The 12,312-nt window shown below is 55.7% G+C and carries 11 protein-coding genes; 1 reads left to right on the forward strand and 10 read right to left on the reverse strand.

Translation table 11 applies throughout. From position 1 onward, the window contains the following. Window positions 1-235: 235 nt before the first annotated feature. Together SH410x_RS08075 and SH410x_RS08080 are read right to left on the reverse strand one after the other, a co-directional pair. Window positions 236-637 carry a four helix bundle protein gene (locus SH410x_RS08075; protein WP_473676011.1) on the reverse strand — a complete coding sequence of 134 codons (402 nt, stop codon included), beginning with the start codon at window positions 635-637 and terminating at the stop codon, window positions 236-238. A 519-nt stretch (window positions 638-1,156) separates the two neighbouring features. Beyond that, complete coding sequence (locus SH410x_RS08080) at window positions 1,157-3,025, reverse strand: sulfatase (RefSeq protein ID WP_473676012.1); 1,869 nt, start codon at window positions 3,023-3,025, stop codon at window positions 1,157-1,159. A gap of 162 nt (window positions 3,026-3,187) precedes the next feature. On the opposite strand from SH410x_RS08080, the gene SH410x_RS08085 reads away from it, so the two are divergent. Further along, complete coding sequence (locus SH410x_RS08085) at window positions 3,188-3,955, forward strand: transposase (protein WP_473676013.1); 768 nt, start codon at window positions 3,188-3,190, stop codon at window positions 3,953-3,955. A gap of 997 nt (window positions 3,956-4,952) precedes the next feature. Here the strand turns inward: SH410x_RS08085 and SH410x_RS08090 are convergent. From SH410x_RS08090 to SH410x_RS08125, 8 genes are all read right to left on the reverse strand, one after another. Next, a complete protein-coding gene (locus tag SH410x_RS08090) occupies window positions 4,953-5,333 on the reverse strand; it encodes a hypothetical protein (protein WP_473676014.1) in 381 nt (126 codons plus the stop codon). A gap of 163 nt (window positions 5,334-5,496) precedes the next feature. Further along, window positions 5,497-6,810 carry a phage major capsid protein gene (locus tag SH410x_RS08095; protein ID WP_473676015.1) on the reverse strand — a complete coding sequence of 438 codons (1,314 nt, stop codon included), beginning with the start codon at window positions 6,808-6,810 and terminating at the stop codon, window positions 5,497-5,499. 11 nt (window positions 6,811-6,821) lie between these two features. Beyond that, window positions 6,822-7,025 carry a helix-turn-helix transcriptional regulator gene (locus SH410x_RS08100; protein WP_473673960.1) on the reverse strand — a complete coding sequence of 68 codons (204 nt, stop codon included), beginning with the start codon at window positions 7,023-7,025 and terminating at the stop codon, window positions 6,822-6,824. Continuing rightward, window positions 7,022-7,399, reverse strand: a complete 378-nt coding sequence (locus SH410x_RS08105) for a hypothetical protein (RefSeq protein WP_473673962.1) — start codon at window positions 7,397-7,399, stop codon at window positions 7,022-7,024. The genes SH410x_RS08100 and SH410x_RS08105 overlap by 4 nt, the downstream gene beginning before the upstream one ends. A 471-nt stretch (window positions 7,400-7,870) precedes the next feature. After that, window positions 7,871-10,594, reverse strand: a complete 2,724-nt coding sequence (locus SH410x_RS08110) for a phage/plasmid primase, P4 family (protein WP_473676016.1) — start codon at window positions 10,592-10,594, stop codon at window positions 7,871-7,873. Next, complete coding sequence (locus SH410x_RS08115) at window positions 10,591-11,121, reverse strand: hypothetical protein (RefSeq protein ID WP_473676017.1); 531 nt, start codon at window positions 11,119-11,121, stop codon at window positions 10,591-10,593. The genes SH410x_RS08110 and SH410x_RS08115 overlap by 4 nt, the downstream gene beginning before the upstream one ends. Next, the gene (locus tag SH410x_RS08120; RefSeq protein ID WP_473676018.1) at window positions 11,121-11,402 is read right to left on the reverse strand and encodes a DUF1580 domain-containing protein; all 282 of its coding nucleotides are present in this window, start codon (window positions 11,400-11,402) and stop codon (window positions 11,121-11,123) included. The genes SH410x_RS08115 and SH410x_RS08120 overlap by 1 nt, the downstream gene beginning before the upstream one ends. Window positions 11,403-11,490: 88 nt before the next feature. Further along, on the reverse strand, window positions 11,491-12,201 hold the full coding sequence (locus SH410x_RS08125; RefSeq protein ID WP_473676019.1) for a hypothetical protein: 711 nt from the start codon (window positions 12,199-12,201) through the stop codon (window positions 11,491-11,493). Window positions 12,202-12,312 lie beyond the last annotated feature (111 nt).

The following is a 12,312-nucleotide window of genomic DNA, read 5'->3' on the forward strand; positions in this document are numbered from 1 at the left end:
TTGCCATTGAACTCTTGCTTGAGCTCCCCGCCTGGTTGTTGTAGGGGGGGAAGGGAGGGTTTGAGTTTGAGTTTGAGTTTGAGTTTAAGTTTAGGTTTGAGTTTGAGTTTGAGTTTGAGTTTGAGTTTGAGTTTGAGTTTGAGTTTGAGTTTGAGTTTGAGTTTGAGTTTGAGTTTGAGTTTGAGTTTGAGTTTGAGTTTGAGTTTGAGTTTGAGTTTAAGTTTAAGTTTAAGTTTTAGTTATCAGGGTCTTTTGAATACGATTCGTTGTCTTCTCGAGCGCGATCGCCGGCAATGCTTTTGGTCAATGCGGTCAGCATCGCGACGATTTCTCCTAGTGTTGATTTGCCCCGCTCGATATCGATCGGGTTAACCAGTTTCATCGCGACGAGTACGTCCAGGCATGCCCCACACTCCAAAGCCGACCCGCGAGCGATATCATAAAAGCGTGCTTGGTCTTTGCGTGTGTGTTTGCCGGAACCTTCAGCGATGTTGAGCGGAATTGAAACGAAAGCCCGCTTAAATTGATCGAGCATGACGCCCGTGAGCTTGGCGGTCCTCGCCATCTCTGCTGCCCATGCAACGAACTCGATGGAACGCTGGTAAACAGTGAGCGACTCATGGGTTAGCTGTTTCATCTTCTTCCATCCTCCATCGAAAACTTAAACTCTCACTTAAACTCTCACTTAAACTCTCACTTAAACTCTCACTCAAACTCTCACTTAAACTCTCACTCAAACTCTCACTCAAACTCTCACTCAAACTCTCACTCAAACTCTCACTCAAACTCTCACTCAAACTCTCACTCAAACTCTCACTCAAACTCTCACTCAAACTCTCACTCAAACTCTCACTCAAACTCTCACTCAAACTCTCACTTAAACTCTCACTTAAACTCTCACTTAAACTCTCACTTAAACTCCCCCGTCCCCTCCCACTCAATCTCCCCACCCGCTGCGGGAACGAAAAGAACCTCTCGATAAGGCGCGCATACCCGACGTCATCGGTAAAGATCAAGGCAGCATTAGACGGTTACTCCCCTGCCAACGTCGTCGAACTCGTGAGCAGGAGGAGGCTGAGTAATCGAATGAGTGTTTTCGCGAGTTGTCAGTTTCGGCTTGGTTCTTGATCGGTGTCCACAACGTTCTGTTGGCAATTCATTTGGCTGGAATTGCTTTGCTGGAATAGGGTTCGGATGTGTCGGCTTGCGTTTTCATGCGGGGGTAGCTAACGAGGAAATGGTTTTCGTCAATTAGGTTGAAGACGTAGTGCGTAGCGTTGTCGGGTAGCCGTGCGGAGACTTTGTTCTCGCCCTCGATTGTCGCAGGCAGGCGATACCATTCCTCGTACTTGTGATTTCCATTGTCCGTGTAGATGAGATTGGCGGAAACAACTTTCGCTCCATTTTCACGGTACGCGACCCAGACGCGATTGCCTTGACGGCCGTGCTCGAGAGGCGTGCACACTTTGTCCTTGGCGAACAGCGAGGCTTTGCAAGTCGGGTTCAAATAGGGTGGGCTGGCCTTCATCTCGTCCAGATGTGTTTGCAAACGGTTGTTCAGTTCCCGCGCCTTCGCCGGCATGGAATCGGCAAGGTTATGGGACTCTTCGATGTCGACTCGCTTTCCGGCCGCGTCATACAACTCGTAAAGCTCTAGGGCAGGACGATGGGGCAGCAGGTATTCGCTCCAGTTGCGAATTAGTTTGAATCGGCCTTGGCGGATGGTGGACTGCATCGAGGAATGCGGGAAGTGCCACATCATCGTGTCTCGAGGCTCGCCTTCTGCGCCGGCAATCAGGCCGCTGTCGGTAAGGTCGGACTTTAAAAACGGGGCGAGATCGAGGCCATCTAATTGTTGAGCTTTCGGTTTGCTCGTTCCCGTCCAACTCAGGATGGTCGGATAGAAATCGAGTCCATTGATCATCGCGTTTGATTCCACGCCGGCCATCAGACCTGGTCCCTTGATGATCAAAGGTACTCGGACACCACCTTCCTTGGCGTTGATCTTGCCTTTGTCCAACGGATAGTTGTCGGTGATGACTTCGCCCGGATGTTGTTCCATGCCACCATTGTCGGAGGTGAAAATGATGTACGTGTTTTCAACCAGCTGATGGCCAGGCCAACGTGGATCGTCAGTCTGTCGGAGGTAAGTCAGCAGGTCGCCGACGTAATGGTCCAGCAGTTCGACCATCGCCGCATAGTAAGGATTCTTTTGACCTCCCATCGCCCAACCCTTCGGATCGGTGGGGAACGGCACGTCCAGTTTCTCGCAATACTTCCGCAGTAAGGTCTCGCTGCGAGAATGAATCGGCGTGTGGACAAGCCAGGTACAGTAGTAGAGAAAGAACGGATCGCCCTTGTGCTGCTGCAGGAAGTCCAGAGCGTCTTGGGAATTTTGATCGCGCGGAAAACCATCTTCATCAAGTCGGTAGGGATCGTCCTTCGCGCTGGTCGCAAAGCCGGTCAGCCGATGGGGCTTCATTTTGCTGGTAACGCCGATATCCATCCGCGCGTAATCGAATCCCTGGTCGGTTGGCTGCGGAAAGGCGTGATGACTGATCGCACAGTGCCATTTTCCGATGGCACCGGTGGTGTAGCCGTTCGTCTTGAGTGCCTCGGCAATCGTAATTTCGCTCAGATTCATCCGCCCGCTGTACCAAGGCGAGATGACCGCGCTATTGTTCTTGTAAGGCGCCGGCGGTCCGCCACCAACGACATGCGTCTTCTGTGACCGCGCGGGATGCTTGCCAGAAAGAATCGCAACGCGTGATGGGGCACAAGTCGGCGCGGGCGAATAGGCCTGCCAAAACTTGATGCCTTCTTCCGCAAGTTGGTCGATGTTGGGCGTCTCATACGGTGACGGCTCATCGACGTCATAGCAGCCAACATCCTGCCAGCCAAGATCGTCAGTAAGAATCAGAACGATGTTGGGTTTGGCTGGACGAGCACTCTCTGCCAACGCGGTTGAAAACGTTCCGCAGGCAATCAACGAAGCACAGAGCGTGGAGATCAATTTGTCTCTCATGGATTCAAAATTCTTTCCTGCGGGAGTTCTTGCCAATCTAATCGTGGCAGCCGATCTCTTGTTTGGCGACGTCGAGTTCGTTTGTGAGCCTCTGGACGATCGCTGGATGCTGCCGAGCCACGTTGGTCGTTTCATCGATATCCTTTTTCAATATTGTAGAGCATGACGATCAAAGACGTGGCCGATCGACTGGGCATCTCGTGGGGTGCCATCATAGAAATCCGGAAGGCGTATCACCGAAAGCATTTTGCCACGCCTTCGTTGAGAGATGTTCGTCGGATCGCGATCGGCGAGATCTGCATCGGCAAGGGGCATCGTGATCTAACGCTGGCAATGGACCCGAATTCCGGAGCCATTGTCTTTGTGGGCGAAGGCAAATCCGATGGATCGCTGACTCCATTCGGGACCCGATTGAGATGCAGGCGTGGGCAGTTCAAGGCAGTCGCGATGGACATGTCAGCGGCCTACATTTCGGCCGTCAAGGCAAACCTCCCCAGCGCCGCGATTGTCTTTGATCGCTTTCATGTCGTGAAGCTCATGAACGAAAAATTGACTCAGCTGCGTCGACAGTTCCTTCAGGGGGCGACATCAGATCAACGGGCAGTTCTCAAGGGCAGTCGCCGATGCCAACATCACAACGTGGAACCAAAAAGCCGACACGCGAGCAAGTGTCCTAGGCCGTTAAGCCCAAGGGGCGCGCCGCTCAACAGTGCCATTCGTTACCGACACTCGTTTCTTCCGGGCCTGACGCAACCACATCACGCTCGCAAATGGTGGGTTTGGCAGGGTGGCATTCGCGTGCCGATGATCGTCAAAGGACCGGGCATCCAAGCGAGGACGACCTTCGCAGGAAATGTTGTCAATTACGACTTCCTGCCGACCTTTGGAACAGGACGAGAAATAGAAGCGTCAATCCATTTCACTGTTTGAACCAGCCTGGAGCGTGCATCAGACCATTTGGGAGCTCACGTGCATCCCGGGGCCTCTCTCGACGGTTCCATCGGCCTGCGGGGCTGAACACACAGCGAAGGGAAGCTGAGGGCGACGTTCACCCGGTTCGTTGAGCGGGCGGGAGTGAAGCCGTTCATGAACTTGAGGGCTTCGGTGTGAACCGAGAAAGAGTGATCGGGGCGGTTCGCGAACCACGCCCTCAACGACTGGTTTGGTCATAGCGGGGACATCGCGGAAACGTACTACCTGCAAACCACCTAAGCCCTGAAACCGGCAAGGGACCCTGATCTAAGTTTGGAGGGGCAATCGCTACGAGATCAGGAGGCACCCCCAGCCATCAACCCAAAGCAAAAGCCCCGTGAAAACGGAGCTTTGATGACTGCGAATGGTATGGGGAGAACCCGCAAAATACACCCGGAGGGATTCGAACCCCCAACCCTCGGTTCCGAAGTTCAGCTTTTTCACCGGCCTTTTATTGCTAAAAGTCCCCGTTTCTCGTGATTTCCAATGTACCGCAAATACAACGAGGGTTGCAAGTAGCTAGTTTGAATCGCAGTATTGAGGGTTGTTCGGTATTGTTCGGTAGGCGAATTATGGCACGGATTGAGCAACCAGATTATTCACCGGCCCCATCGCATCGACTCACCACAAGTGCCTCCCATCGCTGCCAGCCAGCCACCAGGTTTAGCCGCTCGCTCGCTTGGCTGGCGATTTCGACTCAGGAGCCGGGTCGGCGGCCGCGTCGCTTAGAGGGCGATTCTGTGGCGTGCATGTCGAGCGGGATCTCGCCTTTCGTCGCCCGGTGAATTTCGCGATCCTGCGCAGCGTGCGTTTTGGCCACCGGGGGAAGGAAGCATCGGGCAGCCAGTCAGCCCGCAACGGTGACGCAATCCGATCAGCCCGCGGCATTGAACCAGGGCGGAATTTCGACGATCCGGAGAGCACGATAACCAGCAAGTGTACCGGAGCCAGCCAGTCAAGCGACATTGAACCAGGGCGGCATTGTCACCGGGGAAAGTGATTCGGTGACGACGTCGTCCATCACCTCGGTGACCTGCTCATCATCGCCGCTGGCTTGCTCATCGCGCCACTGCTGCCACCTCGCGGCGCTCGCTGGGCTGACAGTCACGCGGCCCGATCGTATGCCCGCGGCGACGGCTGCGATCTCATCCGGCAGAGGCAGATGGGCCAGCGGCAGTTTTCTTTCGACGGCGGCCATGGTATCGCACCCCAGGAACTCGCCAGCGGCCGCGTGCGTCCATCCGCGAAGCTTCACGAGGTGGAAGGCCTCCTCGGCCTTCAGGCGGGCCGTGTGAGCGTCCAGGGAAGCCGATTCGGCGATGTGTGATCGTTCCATGCTGCGAATTATTACCGCGTCGTCGACGGCAAGCCAATAAGTGGTTCAATATCAAACGAAAAAACCCGCTCGGGCACCACTGGCGGCAATTCAGGACCAGTGGCACCCGGCGGGCTTGGTGCATCGCCGCGATGATGACACGCGGCAGCGGCGATGCTTTGAATCAGCTTGGCTGCTCGATGCCGTCCAGGATGTGAAACGCGGAAGGATCCAGCACGGCAAAATCGCCTCTGAACCAAATTTTGAACAGCAATTGGTGGCGGCTGAAAGCTTCGTCGCCCTGTTCGGTGATTTCAATGGTCGCACCTTGACGCAAGCCCAGCACGAAGTTGCTGAAGTTGCCAACCACGATCTGCTCATCTGGCACGCTCGTGCTGTCCAACCCGGCAACCCCGCGAAGAACCGGGGGTGCATCCAGCCATCGGTCTTGCAGATCGACAGACATTCCGAGCGAGTGGCTGTTGTTCACGCTCAAAAGTGCCGCGGTTGGCTCGTGATCGTTCAGACGCACCGCCTTGGCACCCAAAGCCAGTTTTGCCCAATCGATCTCGCCCACGGTGTCGGTTGAATCAATGCCCGGCTGATGGAGGATTCCGCACGGCTGTTGAGCGGCTCCGAGTCCGTTGATTCCGAGATTGTCAATCACGGCGGCAAGTGCACGAAACAGTGTCAGCTCGATGACCGCTGCGGCGTTCGGTGCATCCTCGATCAATTCGCGGCTCGAACGGACCATGCAGCCGATCAACTTCGGCGTGATCGTCACGCGGCCCAAGGTGATCGCCGATTCCTTGAACTTGTCGTTCTCGAATTTGACGTCCATTTCGGGGTCAGCATCGACTTTGGCGATGTCCAGGCCAGCACCGTTCAAAGCAATCGTCCCCATACCGGCATTGACCAAAATCGATCGGGCGCGGGCCTTGTCGATCACTTGGCTAGCCAGGGCAGTTGGCAAGATGTAGCCCGCGCTCGTCGCGTTGCCACGGTCCAGGGCCGCACCGATGCTGGGCGGTGTGTATGCCGTTTCGCCCGTCACGAGAGCCCGCAAGTATTCCCCGGCAGGATGCTGGCAATCGCTGGGTTGCTCGCCAGTGCCGGGCAACCCAGCGAAACTTTGCCCCCTGCTGACGGAATAGTGCCGCTGGCCTTGGGCGTCAGTCAACACCGTGTAACCACGCGATTCACCCGAGCGGCCGGGGTGTGGCAAGTGCTCGCCAATATTCTCACGGGCGGAAATCATGGAGGTGATCGACGCGATCTCGCCAAGTTTGGCTTGGTGCTCTCGCTCGTGATCGTCGTTCCATGCCGATTCGTTCACATCCAAACTCGCTTGCATCTCGGCGGCCAGCTTGCTCTTTTGTTCGCGAAGCTCCTTGATTTTTAGACCGCGATATTTTGAATTGAACGTGGGCGCGGGCTCAGGACCACCGACGTTAATAGGCGCTTGGGCGGTGGCTGCTGTGCTGTTGAAAAAACTCATTGTCTTGGCTTTCAAACTTGGGTTGGGGCTTCGTCGACGCCGCGCGGCATCGCTCGTAAATGGTCGGTGATCTCGGCCCGGGGCCAGCGAAGTGTTCGCCGGCTGAATCGCCTTGGTTGTGGAAGCTGGCCATCACGTGCCCAGTCCAAAACAGTTTGCGACGACACGCCCAGTTGCTCAGCAACCTCGGCGGTGGTCATCCAGTGAGTGCTCATCGAAGTGCCTCTGAAATTTGGGCGATGATGTGGTTTTCGATTTCGTGGAAAAGCCGCCGAAGTGAATCCGGCAACTTTTCAACGCGGGTGTAGGATCGCACGTCGATCAACGCGGCGGCCAACTCTGCAGCCGGCAAGATCGGCACCACGATCGTCTCCATGGGTGAGTGCTCGCCACGATCGCAAGCCACACGGCGGTTATGCTCGGCAGTGACAATCGAGAAGAGCCACGCCGGAAACTTGGCTGCCCGGCCCAATGAATCCATCGAGCGGTAGGACGCATCCCACGCGGCCCGTTTGATGCGAAGCAGGTCTTCGCACTCAACGGTGCCGATGGAAACGCGGGCGGCGGCTGGCGTCAATGTTGTGCTCATGTGCGAAATCTTAGAACAGCGGGTTGGCCGAGCGGGCCAACCTCTTTGAAAAGCGGTCGCTCGGCCATCTTTTTTTTGATTGGCTACGGCCCGTCATCCAGCAGCAAGCCAGCTCCAACGAATTCAAACCGGCTCAAAACTGGCCAATATCGAAATCGTTTTTTTTGACATTGCACGCGTGGGAGGGCATCAACGCTCTTCCGCTCGCGCGAACGTCAGAATCCAGAGGGGGCTATGCCCATGCCCGGGCCGTCTGTGACGTTTGTGACGTTGTGACGTTAGGTTTCATCGCAGCCTATATTGCAATTGCGCACCCCATGAAGCCCTTCTGCTTACTATCTCCTGTATGTGTGTGAGTTAAATAACGTCACAAACGTCACAGAGTAGAAATAGCCCGCAAAACACGGGGGAAAACCCGTGACGTTTTCATTTTTGAAACGTCACGCAAACGTCACAACGTCACAGAAAACGTCACAGATCAGAAATTTTTTCGTTAGAATCTTCGATTTCGGTGTCATTTAAAGAAATTCCTTGAAAACCTCTGGCTTGTTCACGGATGGACGACAGCGAAACGTCGAATCTCTGTGACGTTATGCCGAAGCGTTTCGTGATCGCTCGCCCCATCGATCGCGCGTTCATCTTGGCCGCTGTCTCGGCATCTGAATTAGCCTCGCACCAATGCCGGAAGGCGGCGACGATGCTGTCGGTTGTCGTCTTCTGCTTCGATGCTGGATCGTGCTTCACTACCTCGCCGATGAACGCTGCGACGGGGTCCATATCGGCTTTGTACTCGGCAATCCGGGTACGCATGGCCTCGCTGATCGTGAACCCGCCCTGGGAATGCAATCGCTGTAACCCCTCGATTGCCCAGCAGAGGATTCCAGGCAGTTCGCCCGATGCTATCCACCAGCTAGCCTTGTCCATGCCGACTACGATTTCTGACTCGGGGACCTTGCGATCGAATCCGATCAGCAGCATTCGGCGCCAGACGCCCATCGACTTGTCTCGAATGTGTGGCCGGGTATTCCAGCCCAGTGCGACCTTGGCCGTCGGGAGAGCGCTGAACGGCTCCTTGCCCTTGGGCTCAAACTGGATCGGCTCGCCGCTGGCAAACGCCTTGAACAGCCCCTCGGATGTGCGAGCGTTTTCGTTCACGTCGGGATCGACGTTCAACGCTTTCCCGATCGTGTCGTTCAGTGCAAATTGATTCTTTCCGAACCCCTCGAATTTCACTGACGACAGGTTTTTGACGCCTACCAACGCGGGAAAAACGCCAGAGAGCATGACGGATTTGCCTGTGCCCCCGTCGCCTTCCAGCACAAGGAACCGCTGGAAGTCGTTCCCCGGCTCAAGGATGTAACCGGCGTACTCCTGAATCAATAGCCGTGACTCTTCGTCTGGCAACGCCTCTTGAAGATACTTATCGAACCGCGGGCACTTGCTGCTCGGCTGGAATGCGATCGCTAGTTTTGTCCCGCAAAACCAGTCTGGTGTGTGCTCACTGATTGCATCCGCCGGGTTTGTCCCTGCGATCACAGACGCCAAGTCGAGCAGCCCATTTTCAAGCGAGAGGTATTTATCGTGCGTTGCCGTTGGGCTTCGCATGGAAGGCATTTCCACGCTGCCAGAGGCAAGGCAGTGTGATTTCATCTCCCCGATGACATTGCGAGCGAGCGAATTTGACGACTTTATTTTCGATGCTTTTTTCTCGCCTATCGCCAGTTGCGCAAGAGCAATATTCGTCAACTCTTGATTGATAGAGAACCGGATTTTCGCATCAAGCTCTTCGTCTGAAAGCCTCGTCCATTGGCCGGTTCGATATTTCCACCATTGGCCACGCCAGTACGCCAGTCGCCCACCGTGAACGCTTTCGTAGCGACTGACGTTTAGCCTTGCTAGCCTCGCCGGGTCGTGCGGCTCCTCGTGCTCTTGCAGATCATCAAGGATATCTTCTAGGGTTTCGGGGCCGCGAATTTTCGCTATGTAGTCGGCGGATTGATCGAAACTTAAAACCTTGATTTCTTCCCCCGCCTGAATCGCGTCATCAATGCCCTTCGCGTTGTCCCAAGTCTCAACAGCAACAGTAGGATTCCACGAAACGGTTGTGCAGTGCGTCCACAGTCCGCCTAGGCTCTTGCCAACTCCCTTGTTAGTTGCTGCATCGGAATCAAACGCTAGTATGATCCTGCTAGGCTTGTGATGCTCCAGGACGGTGACAGCGGATTGCCATGTAGACGTGCCAGCCAGAGCGATTGTAAGAATCCCTGTCTTGGCCGTTGCAATGTCGCCCTTAAATTCGCCTTCGGTGACCCTGATTGTGTCCGCGTGCATTCCCTCAGTCATCACTGGGCAATGGCAAGGCGAGCCAGGCGACGGGCCGCTAACGTGACTCGATGAAAGCCACTTATACTTGGGATCGCGCTTCGGGTTGTGGTCACGCAAGGCAACGATACGCCCAGCGATGTCACGCGATGGGATCATAAGCGCCGCTCCTTGGGCAGATACCTGGAGCGAACCGCCGGGGAACACGCCGGGGACGTTCTCGGCTATCTCGCCACGGCGGCCTGGAAACAGACTGCCAAGCTTGAGCAGCCGCACTGTGCGATCTGTTTTACTCGGCAAACTCCAATAGCCCGCCCGATCAATATCCCCGTCGCTCAATCCGCGATCGTTAAGTGCCTTTCGGTCATCATCCGTTAGCCCAAAAATCTTCGCGGCCGCCGTGTAGACTTCATGGCGCAGGTCGGCAACCTTATCGCTGACCTCGCGCTTCGGTGGCTTTGGTATGGGGGGCGTCCGCTTTGCCTTTGATCGCGGCCGGGATGTCGGCACGTTGCCGATGTGCTCTGCCACCGCTGTTATCGATTCATCGAACGTGCAATCGTTCAGCCATTCGATTGCTGCAAAACCATCGCCACTCTCGCTAGAGAAACATTGATGGCAGTAGCAAGCGCCAGCGGCCTCGTTGATGAATCGGAACCGATCTCGTCCACCGCATTTCGGGCAAGGGTGATTTTTGCCGTCAAGCAGTTGAGTATCGATGCAACCAACGGCTGATATGATCTCAACCCATCTGCCATCGGCTCGGCTGCGAACCTCTTCCTTGTCATAGTGCTTTTCACAATGCGTGTTTGCCTCCCGTGTTACTTGTGGTTGCTTGTCGTATCCTAGCGTCGCTGATGTTAAAATCCTCATGGTTGCACCCCCATCCGATTCCACTGCTTGGCGGATTCGGGCAGCCGATCGTAGACACGTCGCGAAATTGCCAAGCCAGTGTTTAGGCTCTGGTCGCTCGCATCTTGGCGAAACCCGCAGCGATGCGCGGCGACAATTAGAGCACCGGTCGAGACGTAGCCGGCCTCGCCACGAAGTCTCAGCCATCGCTCTACAGCGTGCTTGGCCGCGTAGGAGCTGATTGACGGGCCTTTGATTTTTTCGTTGCGGGCGAGCCACTGCATGCACCGTAGGATTTCGCTCTCTTGGGGCGCGTCCCCTACGGGCCACTGGCGGCGAACGTCGATCAATCCGCATTCGTCGACGCGGTAGGCCTTGCCGTCGATGGCCTTGATTGTGGGGTATCGCTTGCGACGTTTTACGATTTGCGATTGCCCGGAGCCGGCGAGTGGCGTATCATCGGCGTGCCGGGTGTCAACACTGGCAACTTTTTTGAGGGGCTTCCGATTTTGCCGATCGGTGGCCCTTTTTTCGTTTGAGCTCGACATTATTTGGCACCCCTTGAATTCGCGGGGCCGACAGTCTTTTCGGTGCGGGCGACGATGAACCGATTCACGGCCTGCCGACTCGTGATCAACTGAGAGCCGATCCGGACGGCCTCCAGCCGAGTCCCACCAACGCCGCGGTGGATCCAGCGGGCCATTGAGCTCTTGTCGGGTCGCTTACCCGTGATCGCGGACAGTTCCTTGCGGGCGTCAGCGATCGTCAAAACATCTTCTGAGAGAATCCGAGAAACGGTCGTCTCGGCATTGGTTGCGGTGATCGGCACTGCATGTACTCCGGTGCGGGTGTGGTTAAAAACAACACGCGTATCAGATACCGGCAGTGCCGATTCTCAGTGTGGGACTAGTGCGGGACTAGTTAGGCATTAGTTTTAGATACCGCTCGCCTTTGGGCAAAACAGTAATTCCCTTTCCTTGGGCAGAGTCAATCAGTCCGTGAGATTTCAAGCGTTTCCGCAATTCCGGCGGGCAGGTCGGCCCGTGAGTGGCCTTGAAGAAAATCACGTTTGATTTCACACAGACTCCGTTCACTGCGCCTTCATCGACAGCGACTTGCAAGAAAAGTAAATCATCGGGGTCAATCTTCATTCCCTCAAATTCGGCTGCGGGGTCAACCTCGATTGCCGGGGCCCCGGCCGCTGAAATCGTGTTACCGAAACCCTCAGCGAACCGAATCAGCTCAACCGTCAGTTCGCCCAGGGTGATACGTCGCTCGATTAAATCTTCTCGCGCGTCGTCAGCTAGCCACTCTTCGCCGTTTGCCCAGTGCCTCAGTGACTTTATCGCGGCGGTGAATCGATTAACCTTGCCGACCAGCAGCTCGGCGGCGGCGGCTTGGCCGTTGAGCGCCCCCCATTCCACGACGATATCGGTGAAGAACCCTTCACCCGTGGCGGTCTGAATCGGTGTCGTCAGTGCTCGGGTCGCGATGCTCAGTAGCGAGCCGGTACCGCGTTGCTGTGCGTGTTCGAGCGTCTCATCGTAATTCAGCGAGTCAATTTGCTTTGCATCGCTCACGATCTCGCGAAGGCTTTGCGTGATCTTGGCGGTATCGTTATCGACCATCTTTAGATTCCATAGTTTTGAAAGAAAGTCGCTGCCGGTCTCCGAGTGTCGCTATGGAACAACGCTCAAGGAGACCGGCGGCGCGGGGATCAATCCGCTGGCGACGTGATT

The organism is Rhodopirellula sp. SH410, from assembly GCF_055811895.1.

Bases quoted from the DNA above. Each gene is read 5' to 3' on its own strand.
- SH410x_RS08075 (WP_473676011.1), bottom strand. From the start codon at position 637: ATGAAACAGCTAACCCATGAGTCGCTCACTGTTTACCAGCGTTCCATC.
- SH410x_RS08080 (WP_473676012.1), bottom strand. From the start codon at position 3,025: ATGAGAGACAAATTGATCTCCACGCTCTGTGCTTCGTTGATTGCCTGC.
- SH410x_RS08085 (WP_473676013.1), top strand. From the start codon at position 3,188: ATGACGATCAAAGACGTGGCCGATCGACTGGGCATCTCGTGGGGTGCC.
- SH410x_RS08090 (WP_473676014.1), bottom strand. From the start codon at position 5,333: ATGGAACGATCACACATCGCCGAATCGGCTTCCCTGGACGCTCACACG.
- SH410x_RS08095 (WP_473676015.1), bottom strand. From the start codon at position 6,810: ATGAGTTTTTTCAACAGCACAGCAGCCACCGCCCAAGCGCCTATTAAC.
- SH410x_RS08100 (WP_473673960.1), bottom strand. From the start codon at position 7,025: ATGAGCACTCACTGGATGACCACCGCCGAGGTTGCTGAGCAACTGGGC.
- SH410x_RS08105 (WP_473673962.1), bottom strand. From the start codon at position 7,399: ATGAGCACAACATTGACGCCAGCCGCCGCCCGCGTTTCCATCGGCACC.
- SH410x_RS08110 (WP_473676016.1), bottom strand. From the start codon at position 10,594: ATGAGGATTTTAACATCAGCGACGCTAGGATACGACAAGCAACCACAA.
- SH410x_RS08115 (WP_473676017.1), bottom strand. From the start codon at position 11,121: ATGTCGAGCTCAAACGAAAAAAGGGCCACCGATCGGCAAAATCGGAAG.
- SH410x_RS08125 (WP_473676019.1), bottom strand. From the start codon at position 12,201: ATGGTCGATAACGATACCGCCAAGATCACGCAAAGCCTTCGCGAGATC.